Origin of the sequence: Bradyrhizobium sp. ORS 375 (assembly GCF_000239775.1) — a bacterium.
In the GTDB taxonomy this organism is placed as follows: domain Bacteria; phylum Pseudomonadota; class Alphaproteobacteria; order Rhizobiales; family Xanthobacteraceae; genus Bradyrhizobium.
The window spans coordinates 14,667-32,210 of sequence record NZ_CAFI01000482.1 but is presented as its reverse complement, the minus strand read 5'-3'; the positions used below and the strand labels follow the sequence as shown (position 1 = coordinate 32,210).

At 68.7% G+C, this 17,544-nt stretch carries 8 protein-coding genes; all 8 read left to right on the top strand.

What is annotated here, in order from left to right; genetic code table 11:
• Positions 1 to 2,129, top strand: a 2,129-nt coding sequence (locus BRAO375_RS33605) for a beta-ketoacyl reductase (RefSeq protein ID WP_035643461.1), incomplete at its 5' end; no start/stop codon positions are given.
• A complete protein-coding gene (locus BRAO375_RS33600) occupies positions 2,126 to 5,431 on the top strand; it encodes a non-ribosomal peptide synthetase (protein ID WP_009031874.1) in 3,306 nt (1,101 codons plus the stop codon). The genes BRAO375_RS33605 and BRAO375_RS33600, both read left to right, overlap by 4 nt.
• Positions 5,428 to 9,942 carry a type I polyketide synthase gene (locus tag BRAO375_RS33595; protein ID WP_009031873.1) on the top strand — a complete coding sequence of 1,505 codons (4,515 nt, stop codon included), beginning with the start codon at positions 5,428 to 5,430 and terminating at the stop codon, positions 9,940 to 9,942. The genes BRAO375_RS33600 and BRAO375_RS33595 overlap by 4 nt, the downstream gene beginning before the upstream one ends.
• Positions 9,939 to 13,937: a non-ribosomal peptide synthetase gene (locus tag BRAO375_RS33590; protein ID WP_009031872.1), complete on the top strand. Its 3,999-nt coding sequence runs from the start codon at positions 9,939 to 9,941 to the stop codon at positions 13,935 to 13,937. Before BRAO375_RS33595 ends, BRAO375_RS33590 begins: the two co-directional genes overlap by 4 nt.
• Positions 13,934 to 15,031: a patatin-like phospholipase family protein gene (locus tag BRAO375_RS33585; protein WP_009031871.1), complete on the top strand. Its 1,098-nt coding sequence runs from the start codon at positions 13,934 to 13,936 to the stop codon at positions 15,029 to 15,031. The genes BRAO375_RS33590 and BRAO375_RS33585 overlap by 4 nt, the downstream gene beginning before the upstream one ends.
• Positions 15,028 to 15,858 (top strand): thioesterase II family protein, encoded by an 831-nt coding sequence (locus tag BRAO375_RS33580; RefSeq protein WP_009031870.1) that lies wholly within the window; start codon positions 15,028 to 15,030, stop codon positions 15,856 to 15,858. Before BRAO375_RS33585 ends, BRAO375_RS33580 begins: the two co-directional genes overlap by 4 nt.
• On the top strand, positions 15,855 to 17,081 hold the full coding sequence (locus tag BRAO375_RS33575) for an ArsA family ATPase (protein WP_009031869.1): 1,227 nt from the start codon (positions 15,855 to 15,857) through the stop codon (positions 17,079 to 17,081). Before BRAO375_RS33580 ends, BRAO375_RS33575 begins: the two co-directional genes overlap by 4 nt.
• Positions 17,078 to 17,533, top strand: coding sequence for a hypothetical protein (locus BRAO375_RS33570; protein WP_009031868.1), 456 nt, complete (start codon positions 17,078 to 17,080; stop codon positions 17,531 to 17,533). Before BRAO375_RS33575 ends, BRAO375_RS33570 begins: the two co-directional genes overlap by 4 nt.
• The last annotated feature ends 11 nt before the right edge of the window (positions 17,534 to 17,544 follow it).

Sequence of the window (17,544 nt, the reverse complement as noted above, 5' to 3'; positions counted from 1 at the left end):
TCCCGATCGCTTCCAACCTGCATGGCGGCTGGTTGAGCGCCGCGGAGGCGTGTGATCCCGACTACTGGATCGCCCAGGCGCTCTCGCCCGTGCGCTTCCAGGACGGCCTGAGCACGATCCTGGCCGAGGGCCCTCACATCCTGGTCGAGGTGGGACCGGGACGAACGCTCGGCGGCTTCGCGCGCCGTCACGCCGCGCGCTCTCCCGAGATGGAGATCGTGGCCACGCTGCCGCATGGGAGCGACGACGCGCGTGCGACCATCACCGCAATCGCAGAGCTCTATGTCCAGGGTTGCGAGATCGATTGGCACGCCTTCAATGCCGGCCGCAAACGACAGCTCGTGTCGCTGCCGCCCTATCCGTTCCGCGCCACGCGTTACGCCGTCGACATGATCACCGATCTCGCACCGACGACAGCGCAGCCGGAGGCGAGCGCACCGTCGGAATCGCGCGAGGTGCTGTTTCTGCCGACCTGGGAGCGCAGGCCACGACGCGGCGCGCAGGCCCTGGCCGGAACGACATGGATCATCGGTCCGGCGCGGAGTGAGATGACGCGGACCATTGCTGCCGCCGTCGATCGCGCCAATGGACGCCTGGTCCAGCTGCCCGCGACCGCCAACCAGCGCGACATGACCGACCGTCTGCGCGCAGGCGCGCCCGATCGCATCCTTCACCTCGCACTGCTTCACGACGACGGCAGCGATCGGCGCGAGCTCGGCTACGCGTCGCTGCTCCGGATCGGAGCTGCGCTTCATGCCGCCAATGTGGCCGCGCCGATCGACGTGATTGTCGCCGCGCGTCGTGTCTTTGCCGTCGATAGCACCGACCGTCCGGATCCCGACGCGGCGCTGCTGCTCGGGCCAGCGATCGTGCTCGGTCAGGAGCAGCCGAACGTCAAAGTGCGGATCATCGACATCGGTCAAGATGTCCAGGACGCCGCTGTCACCGCGGCCTGCGCCGCACCAAGCGCGGCCATCTCGGCTCTTCGTGGCAACCGGCTGCTGGAACGCAGCTTCCGCCCCGCCGGCGCGATCGATCAGCGGATTCGGCTCGACGGGCACTATCTCGTCACCGGTGGCCTCGGCCGGCTCGGCCTGACGGTCGCGCGCGAGCTCGCCAGCAGGTACGGTGCCCGGCTGTCGCTGGTCGGACGCTCGGTGCCCGATGACCTCGGCCAGCGGCTCGCCGCAGTGACGGACATGGGCGGCGCGGCTGAGGCGCTCTCCTGCGATGTGACCGATACGGATGCGCTCACACAGGCCGTCAGGTCCGCCGAGGCGACGTTCGGACCGGTCGATGGCATCATCCATATGGCGGCGGAGACGCGCGCCTTCGCCTCCATCCCCGATACCGATGATGCGACCTCGCAGCGCATGCTGGCGGCAAAAGTCGCGGGGCTGCAGGCCCTCGAAAAGGTGCTCGGCCATCGCGATCTGAGCGTTCGCATTCTGATGTCGTCGCTGGCCTCGGTGCTCGGCGGCCTCGGCTTCGCGTCCTATGCCGCAGCGAATGCCTGGCTCGACGCCTATGCGGAAGCGAGCGGCCGCTGGGCATCGCTGTGCTGGGACGCATGGGCGGAAGGACTGCAGGCCGACGACGTGGCCACGGCGCGCTACGCGCTGACGACGTCGCGGGCCGTCGACGCCATCGAGCGGGTCGTCGCCGGCGGATTGACCGGTCAGATCGTCGTCTGCGGCGGCGCGCTCGACCAGCGCCTCGCCAACTGGACCGCGCTGGCCGGCGATACGGCGACCGCTGAGAAAAATGCCGTCGACGAGACGGACCGCGTGCGCGGCATCCGCGACATCTTCGCCGAGGTGCTGGGACGCGCCGACCTGGCGCATGACGGCGATTTCTTCGATCTCGGCGGGGACTCGCTGCAGGCAATCCAGGTGGTCTCACGGCTGCGATCGCGCTTTGCGCTGCCGGTAACGCCCGATCTCTTGTTCGCACACGCGACACCGGTCCGGCTGGCCGCCGCGCTCGATCGCCTCGTCGCGACACAAGCCTCGCCAGCGGATCTGACGCGGCCGGTCAGCGAGGAAGCGCGCCGCATGGTCGAGGTGATGTCTGGCGATGAGGTGAACCGGATGCTCGAACGGTTGCTGGCGGAGGGTCAACCGACATGACCGCCGCGCGGCTCAACCCCGATTTGAGCAAGATGTCATCGGCCGAGCAGCGCGCGCTGCTGGCGGAGCTGCTCAGCCGCCGCGTCGACCAGTCGCACAGCTATCCCCTGTCGTTCGCGCAGCAGCGGCTGTGGTTTCTCGACCGGCTCAATCCCGGCGGCCCGGCCTACAACATTCCCGGCGCATTCGATCTTAGCGGACCGCTCGACGTCGCAGGGCTGACGGAAGCGCTGAACGATCTCGTGGCCCGGCATGCGCCGCTGCGAACCGTGTTCGCCGAGATCGACGGGCGTGCGGTGCAGACGGTGCGGCCCGCGATGCGCATTGCGATGCCGGTGGTCGATGCGGCCAACGAGCGCGAGGCGCGCGCGCTGGTCGATGACGAGGTGGCGACGCCATTCGACCTCGGCGGCGCGGTCATTCGCGCCAGATTGATCCGGCTCGCACCAGAGCGGCATGTCTTGGTCGTCGTGCTGCACCACATCTGCGCCGATGGCTGGTCGCTGGCGGTGTTCAATCGCGATCTTGCGGCTGCGTATACGGCGCGGCGACAAGGGCAAAGCCCAAGCCTCGCACCACTCTCCACGGATTACGCAAGCTTCAGTACCGCGCAACGCCGCGAGCTGAGCGGCGCCCGGCTGCAGCAACTGCTCGACTTCTGGACCAGGACGCTCAACAGCGTTCCCGCGCTCGACCTGCCGCTCGACCGACCGCGACCGGCGCTCGCCCGGCTGCGCGGTGATGCGATCGACGTGAGCCTCGCGCCGCAACTCGTCGCGTCGGCGCGCGAGCTGGCGCGACGACAATCGACGACGCTCTATTGCGTGCTGCTCGCCGCGTTCCGCGCCGTGCTCGGCCGGCTCTCAGGACAGAACGACTTCGCGATCGGCACGCCGGTCGCCGGCCGCATCGATCCGGCGCTGGAAAACCTGATCGGCTTCTTCGTCAACACGCTGGCGATCCGGCTCGATCTGCAGCAGGCGAGGGATTTTCGCGATCTCGTCCGCGGTACCGGCGAGGCGATGACGCAGGCCCAGGCGCATCAGGAGCTGCCGTTCGAGAAGCTGGTCGAGGAGCTCGATTTGCCCCGCGACACCAGCCGCAATCCCTTGGTGCAGGTGCTGTTCGCGCTGCAGAACACACCGATGCTGCCGCTGCAGCTCGATGGTCTGGCGACCGCGGCCTTCCCCTACCGCCTGCCCGCCTCGCGGTTCGATCTCGAGCTGCATCTGTGGGACGGGCGGCAGAGCTGGACCGGCGCGCGCGATGTCGACGCCGGGCTGACCGGCACGCTGTTCTACAACAGCGACCTGTTCGATCGCGTGACGATGACCGCGTTCGTCGCCATGCTGAAGGTCTGGCTCACGGCCGCGCTGGCCGAGCCCGACAGGCCGCTGGCCGAAGTCCCGCTGCTCGACCTGCAATCGCAAGCCGAGGTCATCGCCGCCGGAAACGGCGGACCAGCGCCGGAGGTTGACCTTCTTGCATTGCTGGCTGAAGCACGCCACCGCTTCGCCCGACGGCCCGCATTGCGTGACGCGGGCGGCCCCGACCTCACCTACGATCAACTCTTCGAACGTGCCGACAGAATCGGGTCGGCCTTGTGCGCGCGCGGGCTCGTCCCAGGAGACGTGATCGCGCTGGTGCTGCCGCGCGGTCGGGATCTCGTCTGCGCCATGCTCGCCTGCGTCCGCTTCGGCTTCACCTTTGTGCCGATCGATCCAGAGCTGCCGCCGTTGCGTCTGGCGCAGCAGATCAAGCTGGCTCATGCGGCGCTCATGCTGTGCGCGGACGAACAGGATCCGTGCTCCACGATCGATACGCCACGCACAGCAATCGCGGCCTTGATCGCCAGCGTCGCCGACGCACAAGTCTCACCCGCGCCGCGTGGAGACGCGCCGCTCTACATCGTCTTCACCTCGGGATCGACGGGTGTGCCGAAGGGCATCCGCATGCCTGTGCAAGCGTTCGCCAACCTGATGGCAACTCAGCTCGCCCGGCGCCCGCAGCCGATGCGGACGCTGCAGGCTTCCGCGGTCGGCTTCGACGTCGCGATCCAGGAGGTGCTGTTCACGCTGCTCACGGGCGGCATGCTGATATCAGCCTCGGAGACACAGCGCCGCGATCCGCGAGCGCTGGCGGCCCTGATCGCGCGGGAGCAGGTCGAGCGCGTCTTCATGCCCTTCGCGCTGCTGACGCTTCTGGTGCGGGGTGTCGCCGCCTCGGGACAGCGCCTCGCCTCGCTGCGCGAGATCGTCACCGCAGGCGAGCAGCCCCAGCTCACTCAGGATGTCAGCGCTTTCTTCCTGGCTCATCGCGGCCTGCAGCTGATCAACCAATATGGTCCGGCCGAGACCCATGTCGTGAGCGAGGACGTGCTCGATGGCGATGCGGCGCGCTGGCCGCGGCTGCCATCCGCGGGCCGCGCATTGCCCGGCAATCGCCTCTACGTGCTCGATGCCGAGGGGCGGATCCAGCCGTTCGGCATTGCCGGCGAACTCTGCATCGGCGGCGTCCAGGTGGCTGACGGCTATCTCGGTGCGGACGAAACGATGGCGGATCGCTTCGTGCGCGATCCCTTCGCGGCCGATGCCGGCGCGCGCATGTACCGCACCGGTGACCTGGTCAAGCTGAACCGCGACGGCCGCCTCGCCTTCCTCGGCCGCCGTGACGGCCAGATCAAGATCCGCGGCTATCGCGTCGAGCCCGGCGAGATCGAGGTCGTGCTCGCGGCCCATCCGGATGTCGCCGGCTGCGCCGTGGTCGCCGAGACCGATGCGGCCGGCCATCGCCAGCTTGCGGCCTACGTCGTCGCTGGCTCGGCGTCTCTGCTGCCCCATGCGCTGCGCGATTGGCTGCGGCCCCGCCTGCCGGACTACATGATGCCGGCCCGCTTCCTGAAGCTCGCGGGGCTGCCGCTGTCCGGCAACGGCAAGATCGACCGAGCCGCGCTTGTCGCGTCGGGCCAGCCGTTCGCGGCGGCGACGCAGGACCACCTCGCGCCATGCGGCGCGACCGAACAGGCCATTGCGGCGATCTGGCGCGCCGTGCTTCGCCGCGACGACATCGACTGCGACAGCACCTTCTTCGAGCTCGGCGGCAATTCGCTGCTGCTGGTGGAAGCCTACGACAAGCTGGTGAGCCAGTTCGCGGTGCCGCTGGCGATCGCCGATCTGTTTCAGTTTCCGACCGTGGCAGCGCTAGCGCGTCATATCGGTGCCGCAGCCCAGCCTGCCCAAGTGAGTGCGGCGAGCAGCATCCGCGGCCGCGCCCAGCGCATGCGTGGCGAGGGGCTGCGATGACCGGGAGCGACCAGAGCACGCGCGAGGCGATCGCGGTCATCGGCATGGCCGGGCGTTTTCCCGGCGCGCCGGACATCGAGACGTTCTGGCGCAATCTCCAGGCCGGCCTCGAGGCCGTACGGCCGTTGAGCGACGACGACCTGAAGAAGGCGGGCGTTCCCGCCTCGCTCGCCGCGCGGCCGGACTATGTCCGCGCCAAGGCCGTGCTCGAGGACGCCGACTGCTTCGACCACGAATTCTTCGGCTACGCGCCGCGCGAGGCGATGCTGATGGACCCGCAGCATCGGCTGCTGCTTGAGGTCGGCCATGCCGCGCTCGAAAGCGCCGGCTATCGCAAAGGCGGCATCGCCGGCTGGACCGGCGTCTTCGCCGGTGCCGCGCGCGCGGGCTATTGGCTGTCGAACCTGACCGACAATCCGCACGCGGCCGAAGGCGACGACCAGATCTTCATCGGCAACGAGAAGGATTTTCTCGCGACGCGGCTGGCGTTCAAGCTCGATCTGCACGGCCCTGCCGTCGACGTGCAAACGGGATGCTCGACGTCCCTGGTCGCCGTGCACATGGCCTGCCGCGCCCTGCTCGCCTTCGAATGCGATGTCGCGCTGGCGGGTGGCGTCACCGTCAGCCTGCCGCTGACCGGCGGCTATCTGCACCAGGAGGGGTCGGTGCTCTCCCGCGATGGCCATTGCCGGCCGTTCGACGCCGCCGGCGACGGCATTGTGCCCGGTAACGCCGCCGCGATGGTCGTGCTCAAGCGCCTGTCGGAGGCGCTCGCCGATGGCGACATGATCCATGCCGTGATCCGCGGCAGCGCCATCAACAATGATGGCGGGCGCAAGATGAGCTTCACCGCGCCGAGCGTGGAAGGACAGGGCGAGGCGGTGCTGCTGGCGCAGCAGCTCGCAGGGATCACCGCCGACCAGATCGGCCTGATCGAGGCCCATGGCACCGGCACGCGACTCGGCGACCCGATCGAGGTCAGCGCGCTGACGCAGGCGTTCCGCGAGACGACAGAGCGCAACGGCTTCTGTGCGCTGGGCAGCCTGAAGGGCAATGTCGGGCATCTCGACGCCGCCGCGGGCGTGGCCGGACTGATCAAGGCGGTGTGCGCGGTGCGCGACGGCATCATTCCGCCGACGATCAACGTCAACACGCCGAACCCCGCGATCAACTTCGCCGGCAGCCCGTTCTATCTCGCCACCGAGTCCAAGCCATGGACTGACGAGGTGCGCCGCGCCGGAATCAGCGCCTTCGGCATCGGCGGCACCAACGCCCATGTCGTGGTCGAGAGCTTCGCGCCATCGCGGCGCATGGGGCAAGATGGCAGCTGGCGCGTGCTGCCCCTCTCGGCGCGCGAGGAGAACGGCCTCGACCGGCTGGGCGCAGCGCTTGCTGGCCGGCTGACCGACGGACATCTCACGCTGGCCGACGCGGCCTATACGCAGCAGGTCGGACGCACCGCCCATGAGCAGCGCCGTGCGATCATTGCGCGTGATGCCAACGAGGCCACCGCGGCCTTGTCGGGCGACAGCAGCGGCCGCCGCGTCGCGGCGCGCGCGCTGATGCGACCGAAATGCGCTCTTCTGTTTCCGGGCGGCGGTGTCGCCTATCCCGGCATGGCGCGCGGGCTGCTCGACCAGGAGCCGGCGTTCCGCGAGGCCCTTCTCGAAGTCGCAGCGCTTCTTCGCGCCGCCGGCGTCGATATCCTGCCGCTGATCCGCGATGCCTCCGATGCGCCGGCCGATCGTAGCGCCCGGATCACCCTGCCCGCGACTTTCGCGGTGTCCTACGCGATGGGGCGGCTGTGGCAGGCGCGCGGCGTCAAAGCCGACATCATGCTCGGCCACAGTCTCGGTGAATATGCCGCGGCCACGCTGGGCGGCGTGTTCACGCTCGCGGACGCGGCTCGCATCGTCGCCTTGCGCTCGGCACTGCAGGACACGAATGCCGGCGGCGCCATGCTGGCCGTCATGGCGTCGAGCGACGCGGCGATGGCGCTGGCCGGTCCGGAGATCGATCTCGCCGCCATCAATGGGCCTGCGCTGTGCACGGTTTCAGGGCCGATCGCTGCGATCGATCAGCTCGAACGCAGTCTGGACATCCAGGGCATCCGCACTCAGCGCCTCGTTCTCAATGTCGGCGGCCACTCCCGCGCGATCGATGCGGTCATGCCGGAGTTCGCGGCCGCCTTCGCGAGCGTGCCGCAGCGGACGCCGTCATGTCCGATCATCTCGAGCCTGACAGGCGATTGGCTGCGCCCTGACGAGCTGACGGCCGACTACTGGGTCAGACATCTGCGCCAGACCGTCCGTTTCGATCGCGCGCTCGCGACACTGCTGCGCGAACCCGATCTGGTGCTGATCGAGTGCGGTCCGGGCGAGGCCTGCACGATGCTGGCCGCGCAGCATCCGGCCTATGGCGCGAGCCATCATCGCGTGACCTCGCTGCGCAAGGCCAGCCTCGCCGATGACGACAAGGCCGTGCTGCTGACCGCCGCCGCCCAAATGTGGTGTGCGGGCGTCGACGTCGACCTCTCCTCGATGGCGGGCGTCGCCGACGGCGTACGTGTGCCGCTGCCGACCTATCCGTTCACGCGCAACCGGCTGTGGATCGATCCGCCGGCGGCGGGCGAGCGCCGCACCGTCGCGGCCGACAAGCCGATCGACGATTGGTTCTATCTGCCAGCGTGGCGCAGAGCTCTGCCGCCTGTGCCGCGCGCCGTCACGGCTTATGGCGCCGCCCTGGTATTCGATGACGGCAGTGCCATTGCGGCCGGCGTGATCGAACAGCTGCGCAAAGCCGGCCATGATCCCGTGCTACGCGTCCGCTCCGGGGACGGCTTTGCCATCGACGAGCAGGATGCGTTTCAGATCCGTCCCGGCTCGGCGGAGGATTTCGGCCTGCTTTTGATTGCAGCGGGTATCGCACCTGCGACGGTTGTTCATCTCTGGAACGTGGGCGCTGAGCAGAGCGCCGCAGCGGAGGTCGACGCCGGCTTCATGAGCATCGTCGCCCTGATGCAGGGCTGCGCGACGGCCGGATGCACACCGCCCGCGCGCATCGTCATCGGCACGCACCATGCCATGCTGGTCGATACGACCGACGAGCTGATCGCAGCGCGGGCGACCGTCCTCGGCGTGGCTCAGGTGCTGCCGCAGGAATTCCCGGGCTGTGAGGTGAGCGTGGTCGATCTCGATCGCTCGGCGTCCGCAGAAGCTGCCATCGACGGCCTGATGCGCGAACTCGCCGCCGACACGTTGGAGCCCGTGGTCGCCTGGCGCGGCCGCCGCCGCTGGCTGAAGGACTACACGCCCGTGCAGCTCACGGCCGACGCAGCATCGATCCGCAATGTTGCGCCCGGCGATCTCGTCGTGATCACGGGCGGGCTCGGCCGTGTCGGGCGCCTGCTCGCCGGTCATCTCGCGCGCCAGTTCGGCGCGCGGGTGGCGCTGATCGTGCGGCCCGCTTCGCCACACGACGATGGCGTGGACGCGAGCGATCCACGGCTGGCCGAACGCCTTGCCGCGCAGCGCCAGTGGCAGAGCGAGGGCTTGCCGATCACGGTCGTTGCCGCTGACGTCGCCGATCCCGCCGCCATGGCGCAGGCCCTAGCGGCCCTCGAACGCGATCATGGTCCCGTCGCCGGGATCATTCACGGGGCGGCCGTGACCAGCGGCACCGCCCTGATCAGTCCGATCCTCCAGCTCACGCCGGACGATGTAGCAGCACAATTCGCGCCGAAGCTCGCTGGGCTCGACGGCCTCGACGCGGCGGTCGCGGCCTGCAAGGCTCCGCCGTGCTTCGTCGTGCTGCTGTCGTCCAACGCCGCCGTTCTCGGCGGCCTCGGTTTCGCCGCCTACTCCGCCGCCAACCAGGTTCTTGATGCCGCCGCCGCGCTGCGCAGCCGCCGCGGGCCCACGGATTGGATCAGCACCAACTGGGATCGCTGGCTCACCCGCGACGATGAGCTCGTGGCTGGCTCCGGCACCAGCATGGATGCGTTCGCGATGCGTCCGGCCGAGAGCCTCGCCGCGATCATGCGCATCATCCTGCAGGGCGAGGCCGAGCAGTTCGTCGTGACCCGCGGCGACCTCGCACAGCGCCGCCAGATCTGGATCGCGCGCGATGCGAACGCCGAGGCGGCCGGCGCACCGCAGACGCTGACGTCGCAACGCCGGACCGCCTATCGCGCGCCCGAGGGCGAGATCGAGACCAGGCTTTCGGCGTTATGGGGCCAGTTGCTAGGCATCGATCGCATCGGCGCCGACGACAATTTCTTCGATCTCGGCGGTCATTCGCTGCGCGCCGTGCAACTGCTGGCGCGCATCACCGAACAGTTCGGCGTTCGGCTGTCGCTGAAGACGTTCTTTGCCACGCCGACGGTTGCAGGTCTCGCCCTCAGCATCGGTCAGGCGCTGACCGAGACGGCAGACAAGGCGACGTTGACCGCGCTGCTCGACGGGCTCGATCAGCTCGCAGGCCAAGGCGTACCGGAGGCGTTGGCGTCATGACGGCGGCAGCTGACATCGCCGAACGGCTGCGACAGCTGTCGCCTGCGCAACGGGCGGCGCTCGATGCGCAGCTCGCCGCCGCGCGTGCGCCGCAGGCCAGGCTCTCGCCCATCGCCAAGGTGTTGCCACCGACTGGCGGCACAGCGCCGCTGACCGCTGCCCAGCGCCGGCTGTGGTTCCTCGACCGCTTGTCACCCGGCGACTACGCCTACAACTCGCCGCTACCGCTCCGGCTCGGCGGGCAGATTGATGCAGACCGCCTCGAGGCCGCGCTGCGCGCGCTGATCGCACGGCACGCCGTGCTGCGCACCTCGTTCGGCGAGCGCGACGGCGAGCCCTATCAATTCATCGCACCGAGCGTCGACTTTGCGCTCGACCGCGGCGATCTGTCGGGGCTCACCACCGAGCAGCGTGAGCAGACGCTCGCGGCCTCCGTGGTACGTCACGCCCAGCACCGGTTCGACCTGAGTCGTGCCCCGCTGATCAGCGCCGAGCTGGTCAGACTGGGCGAGCGCGACCATGCGCTGCTGCTCAATCTGCACCACATCATCACCGACGGCTGGAGCGTCGGCGTGCTGCTGCGCGACCTCGAGGCGCTCTATCGTGGTGAGACGCTGCCGCCGCTGGCCATCGACTACGCCGACCTCGCTTTTCAAGAGGCGGAGAACGACCCGCGCCTTGGGGACGAGCTGGATTGGTGGCGCCAGACTCTGGCCGAGCTGCCATCGACGGAGCTTCCGACCGACCGGCCGCGGTCGCCGCAGCAGAGCCACACCGGCGATGCCGTCGCCATCGCGATCCCGCCGCAGCATGGCCGGCTGATCGATGCGCTCGCGCGCCAGCACGGCACCTCGGCCTTTGCGGTGTTTCTCGCCGCCTTCACCGCCCTGCTGCATCGCTACACCGGGGAGCACGATCTCGCGGTCGGCTCGGTCACCGCCAACCGGCAGCGTCCGGAGCTGGAGCCGCTGATCGGCTTCTTCGTCAACACGCTGGTGATGCGGCAGCGGCTCGATCCGGAGCGCAGCTTCGCCGATCTCCTCAAGCAGACGCATCGGGTCGCGTTTGCCGCGCTCGACCACGCACTGACCCCGTTCGACCGGCTGGTCGAGGCGCTCAATCCGCCGCGCAATCCCTCGCGCAACCCGCTGGTGCAGGTCGCGCTGTCGGTGCAGCCGGACTTTCCGGCGCAGGGCCGGCTCGGCGACGGCACGGTCACGATCCTCTCGGCCGACTACAAAGCGACTCGCTTCGATCTCGAGCTGCACCTGTTCCCCGATGGTGCCGGTGGCTGGCGCGGCGTGCTGACCTACGCGGCGAGTCTGTTTTCGCGCGACAGCATGGAGGCTTTTGCCGCGCGGTTCCGGACGCTGCTCGCCAATGCCGTCACGCGTCCGGCGACCGCGGTCGCGGATCTCGCCTTGATCACGCCTGCCGAGCGCGATGCGCTGACGAAGCAAGCGGAGGGCCTTCCTGCGCTGCCCTATGTGAGTCTGCCCGAACGGTTTGCGCGCCACGCCGCCGCCTGCCCCGGCCATCCCGCCATGATCTGCCGCGGCGACGAGATCAGCTACGGCGAGCTCACATCTGATGTCGAAAGACTGGCGGCGGCGCTCACCGAGCTCACGCCGGATGGCACGGTCGTGGCGGTGCTCGGCCCCTCGTCACCAGAGCTGATCGTTGCACTCTTGGCGATCTGGCGCAGCGGCCGCTGCTATCTGCCGCTCGCCCACGATCTGCCGCCGGCGCGCATTGGCGAGCTCGTTACTGATGCGCGTCCGGCACTGCTGCTGACCACGTCGCCCGAGCCCCAGCAACTCGCCGTCGATGTGCCGCAAGCCTCGGTGATCGAGCTGCTGGCGACGGCCGAGCCGGGATCCTCGCCGCTGCCGGCGGCCGGCCAGCTCGCTTATCTCATCTACACCTCCGGCAGCACCGGTCGTCCGAAGGGCGTGCTGGTCGAGCATGGCGGCCTCGCCAATCTCGCCGGCGCCCAGGCCGACGACATCATTTCCGATGGCACGGACGCGCGGGTGCTGCAGTTCGCCGCGATCAGCTTCGATGCATTCATCTTCGAAGTCGTGATGGCGCTGGCGCATGGCGGCACTCTGCTGCTGCCCGACCAGGGCGATACGCTTGACCGGCTCTCCGTGTCAGCCCGCATCCGCGCCGGTCGCGCGACCCATGTGACGCTGCCGCCGACGATGCTGCAGCATCTTCGTCCCGAGGATCATCCCTCGCTGCGCACGGTCGTCGTGGCCGGTGAAGCCTGCCCCGGCGGCCTCGGCGCATGGGCCAGCGCGGTCGATCTGTTCAACGCCTATGGCCCGACCGAGACCGCGGTCTGGAGCACGATCGAGCGAGTTGAAGACGATGCGATGCCGACGATCGGCCGACCGATCCGCGGCCATAGCGTCGCCGTCGTCGATGCCAAGGGCGCCGCGTTGCCCCACGGCATCATCGGCCAGATCGCGATCGGCGGCATTGGCCTCGCGCGCGGCTATCTCGGCGACGTCCAGCGGACGGTCACGCGATTCCGCACCGACCTCCGCCTTGCGCCCGGCGAGCGCTTCTACCTCACCGGCGATCGCGGCCGGCTGCAGCCCGACGGACGGATCGCCTATCTTGGCCGGACCGATCAGCAGCTGAAGCTGCGCGGTCACCGCATCGAGCCCGCCGAGATCGAGGCCGCGCTGGAGCGCCATCCCGATGTCGCCGAGGCCGCCGTCACGCTGCGTGAGGGGTGTCTCGTGGCTTTCGCCGCGGCGCGCGGCTCCGCCAAGCTCGACGGCGCCTCGCTCGTTGAATACCTGCGCCAGCGTCTTCCCGCATATCTCGTGCCCGACCGGATTGTGGCGGTGCCGACCATGCCGCGCACGCGTCACGGCAAGCTCGATATGACGGCGCTGCTCGCTTTGCCCGATGTTGCAGTTGGCTCACGCCGTGCGACGCCGACCGGTCCGGCCGAGTTGCAGATTGCCACCATCGTCGCCGACGTGCTCGGGCGTGATGCCGCGCGGTCCGCGGAGCTCGATCCAGATGCCGACTTCTTCACTCTCGGTGGCCATTCGCTGCTGCTGCTGACCCTGCGGGACCGGCTGCAGCGCGCGACCGGCCGCGAGCTGCCTCTCCCTATTCTGTTTGCGAGATCGAGCATCGCGCAGATCGCCCGCGCGCTCGCATCCGAGGACGACGCGGCGGACCTGCCAAGCCAGCTGCTGCCGTTCCGCCGCAGCGGATCTGCAGCGCCGCTGTTCCTGGTCCATCCCGCGATCGGGACGTCACTTGGCTACGGCGCTCTCGCCGACGCGCTGCCAGCCGACTGGCCCGTGTTCGGCCTCGAGGCACCGCCGGCCGCCCAGGCCGGAGATCTCGTCACGCTCGCCGCGAGCTATGTCGCGCTGATGCGCAAGGTCGCGCCACGCGGTCCCTACCGCGTCGGCGGCTGGTCGCTCGGCGGCGCCATCGCCTTCGAGATGGCGCGGCAACTGGACGACGCGGGCGAGCAGGTCCAACTCGTGCTGATCGATGCCGGCCTGCCCTGGCAGAGCCGCACGCGCAGTCGGCTGCGTGTCGGCGCCCTTGCCGTGGGGCTCGGCCGCGAATTGCTGCGCAGCATTCCGCGCTCGCCCGCCGACATCACCGATCTCGCGCGGCTGGCCGGCGATCGCAATACCGGGACCGCGCGCGTCGTGCTGGGCCTGGCCCGCGAGCTGATCAGCCGCTGGGCGTGCTTCACCGCGCTCAGCCGCGCCTGGCTCAACTACACGCCAGGCGCATTCGGCGGACCGACGCTGATCGTCCGCGCCAGCGTCGACGGTGCGATCGCAGCCGATGATCCGCTGGTCGCAACCGTCGCGGCGCATCTGACGATCGCCCCCGAAATTCGCGTGGTGAGCGCCGCGCATCTCACGCTGCTCGGGCGCAAGTCCGTCACAGCCCTCGCTCACGCAATCACCGATGGACTGGCCACACGCGATGGAGCGCAGCCATGACACATCAGCGCATCCTCGCCATGGATGGCGGCATCAGCGGCTATGTCACGGCCGAGGTGCTGCGCCGCACCGCCGACCGCGTGGGACGCCATGGCGGCCATTTCCTCGATCGCGCCGACATCATCGCCGGCACGTCCGCAGGCGGACTGAATGCGCTGTTCCTCGCGGCCCATGACGATCCCGATCACGGCATCGAGGGTGCGCTGGGCTTCTGGGAGCATATCCTCGACACCACCTTCACCTTCAAGCCGACCCGCCTCGCCGCCGGCTTCGTCGGCGCCAAGGCATTCGACGACCGGCAGCGGATGATCGACTTCCTCGTCAGCTATTTCGGCCCCGATACCCGGCTGAGCGATCTCAAGCGCCGCGTCATCGTGCCCGCGTTCCAGTTGCACCACGAGCATGCCGGCGAACGTCAGCGGCAATGGCGGCCGCGGCTGTTCCACAACATCCCCGGCATCGTCGACTATTCGCCAGACGAGCGAGTCGTCGATGTCGCCCTGCGCACCAGCAACATTCCCGTGATCAGCCCGATCTTCGCCAGCATCGCCGGCGGCGACATCGGCTATCTCGACGGCGGGCTGGTTGCCAACAATCCGTCGATGTGCGCCGTCTCCGCCGTGTTCGAGCAGCGCCGCGCGGCCAACCAGCCGATCGATGTCGAGAGCATCAGCGTGCTCTCGGTCGGCTGCGGCCGCAAGCCGCTGTCGGTGAAGCCCGAGATCGTCGACGGCATCGCCGACTGGGGTTACGGCCAATGGCTGCTGTCGCCGAAGGAGCCGATGCTGCTGGTGCGGCTGGCCATCCGTGGCGGCGGCGCCATCATCGAATATCAATGCGCGCAGCTGCTCGGCACCAATTTCAAGCGCATCGATCCGTATTTCAATGCGGCGCCGCATCCGTTCGACATCGGCCAGACGCGCAAGGTGATCGAGGAGGCGCTGGCCCATACCGATGTCGAAGCTGCCGTCGACGAGATCTGTCAGTGGCTCCATGTGCAGGGTTGGATCGGCGACGTCCCACCCGGGCCGGAGGGGCGCGACGTGATCACGCCTGCGCTGCAGCCCGACACGAGCTTGGAGCCGGGGCCGTGAGCAGCCTGTTCACCCCACCGACGTCGCGGAGCGGCGGGAGCCGCGCCTGGATCGGCGGCGAGCCCGAGACGACGCGCCGGCTGCGCGTGTTCGCCTTGCCGTTCGCCGGCGGCAACGCCGCGAGCTTCGGTGAGTGGTCGCCGAAGCTGCCGGGCAGGATCGCATTCTCGCCGGTGCACCTGCCCGGTCGCGAGCGCCGCATCATGGAGCCCGCGATCGACGATGCTGCGACACTGATCTCGCAGCTCGTGCCGGCCATCACACCCTGGCTCGACCGACCCTACGCATTGTTCGGGCACAGCATGGGGGCGATGCTCGCCTATGAGCTGGCGGTGGCGCTGGGGGAACGCGGATTGCGCGGCCCGGAACTCCTGATCGTGTCCGGCCACGGCGCGCCGAACCTCCCACGCCGGTTTCCGGTGATCTCGCATCTCGCCGACCGCGAGTTTCTGGCCGCGGTGATGGAACTCGGCGGCCTGCCCTCCGCGCTGCTGGAGGAACCGGAGCTGCTGGCGCTGGTGCTGCCCTCGCTCCGCGCCGACTTCAGGCTGTGCGAGACCTATGAATGGCATGCGCGGCCCCCGCTCGCCTGCCCGATCCTGGCAATCGGCGGCCGGAGCGATCCCATTGCCGGTCTGCCCGAGCTGCGGAGCTGGCAGGCCATGACCTCAGAGCCTCTCGCTTGCGAGATGTTCGACGGCAATCACTTCTTCATCCATCACGCGATGCCGGCCGTCGTGGCGTTGATCGCCCGCGCCATCGCGGAGCGGCTGCGCGACTCATCCAGCGCGCGCGGTCCGACAGCTTCGGAGTTGCGCATTTCATGACGGGGACTGCACCATCGCGCGCCAAGCCGCGCATCATTATGGTCTCGGGCAAAGGCGGCGTCGGCAAGACCACGGTTGCCGCGGCGACCGCCGTTGCGCTGGCCGCGAGCGGCCGCAAGACCATCGTGATGTCGTTCGACCTCGCGCATAGCCTCGCCGACAGCTTCAACATGAGCGATGAGCTGTTCAGCACGGCGCGCGGCCAGCCGGTGAAGGTGCGCGACAATCTCGACTTCCAGGAGATCGACGTCCAGGAGGAGATGCAGCGCAACTGGGGCGACGTCTACAAATACATCGCCTATCTGCTGATGGGCGGCGGGCTCGACGGCATCGTCGCCGAGGAGGCGGCGATCATGCCGGGCATGGAGGACATCATCGCCCTCCTCCACATCAACCAATATGCCCGCGAGGGCACCTATGACGTCATCGTCGTCGACTGCCCGCCGACCAGCGAGTCCCTGCGCTTCGTCTCGATCATCGGCTCGATCGACTGGTATGTGCGCAAGCGGCTCAAAATCGATCGCCGGGTCGCCAGCGTGTTGCGACCGATTGCCAAGAAGTTCGGTGGCGAGTCGATGATGCTGCCCGAGGACGGGTATTTCGCGGCGCTGCAGAGCCTGTTCGAGAAGCTCGAAGGCGTCGAGACGATGCTGCATGATCCCAGCATCACCTCGCTCCGGCTGGTCACCGTGCCGGACCAGATGGTCGTCCGCGAGACCCAGCGGGCCTACATGTACTTCAACCTGTATGGGATCGCCATTGACACCGTCGTCGTGAACCGCATGCTGCCGAAGGGCGACGGCTATTTCTCGCACTGGGTGGAGCGGCAGACCGCAATGATCGAGACGGTGCACAGCTACTTCGATCCGGTGCCGATCGCGACCATTCCGTTCCAGCGGAGCGAGGTGGTCGGAGTCGAACGGCTCGAGGAGTTCGGCGCGCAGCTCTATGGCGATGCCGATCCGGCGGAGGTACGGGTTTCGACGGCGCCGTTCGGCTTTGCCAAGATCTCCGACAATGAGCACAGGCTTTCGGTGCAGATGCGGTTCGCCCCGAAGGACAAGGTGGAGATCTCCCGCGACAACGAGGATCTCTTCATCCGTATCGGTACGTTCAAGCGCGTCATCCTGCTACCCCGCGCCCTGGTAGCGATGCAGACGGCGGGCGCGAAGATGAACGGCGATGCACTCGAGATCACTTTCAGAAAGGATGCGCATTCATGATCAGTCGCGGAAGCTTCCCGTTCCTGAAACGGGCCATGGACACGTCGGAGTCCCTGAGGGATGAATTGCGCGATGTCGCGGACACCCATAATTCGGCGATGCGGACCTTGCTGGAGCAGGCGCTGAAGGCGCAGGCCGAGCTCTACAAGGGCCAGCTGGCGGTGGTCGAGAACCTGATCGGCAAGCTGCACAAGCCGTCCACCCCGCCGCCGGGCACGCATGCGCGTCCAGCCGCGGCAACACCGGGACCGACCGCAGCAAACCCGCCGAAGCCCACGCCGACCGCCGCCGCCAAAATCAGCCCTGTCCAGACCAGCCGCGCGCAGGCGATCGCGACCGCGACCGCCGCAGCGACGGAATCGGCCACGCTGGCCCAGCAGATCCGGCCGACCACCGAGCTGCGCACCGCAATGCCGGCCCGCCCCACTCCCCTCCCCAGCAAGGATTCCTGAAAGGACCACAA

Excerpts from the sequence above, each read along its gene's own strand:
- BRAO375_RS33600 (WP_009031874.1), top strand. The coding sequence starts at position 2,126 with ATGACCGCCGCGCGGCTCAACCCCGATTTGAGCAAGATGTCATCGGCC.
- BRAO375_RS33595 (WP_009031873.1), top strand. The coding sequence starts at position 5,428 with ATGACCGGGAGCGACCAGAGCACGCGCGAGGCGATCGCGGTCATCGGC.
- BRAO375_RS33590 (WP_009031872.1), top strand. The coding sequence starts at position 9,939 with ATGACGGCGGCAGCTGACATCGCCGAACGGCTGCGACAGCTGTCGCCT.
- BRAO375_RS33585 (WP_009031871.1), top strand. The coding sequence starts at position 13,934 with ATGACACATCAGCGCATCCTCGCCATGGATGGCGGCATCAGCGGCTAT.
- BRAO375_RS33575 (WP_009031869.1), top strand. The coding sequence starts at position 15,855 with ATGACGGGGACTGCACCATCGCGCGCCAAGCCGCGCATCATTATGGTC.
- BRAO375_RS33570 (WP_009031868.1), top strand. The coding sequence starts at position 17,078 with ATGATCAGTCGCGGAAGCTTCCCGTTCCTGAAACGGGCCATGGACACG.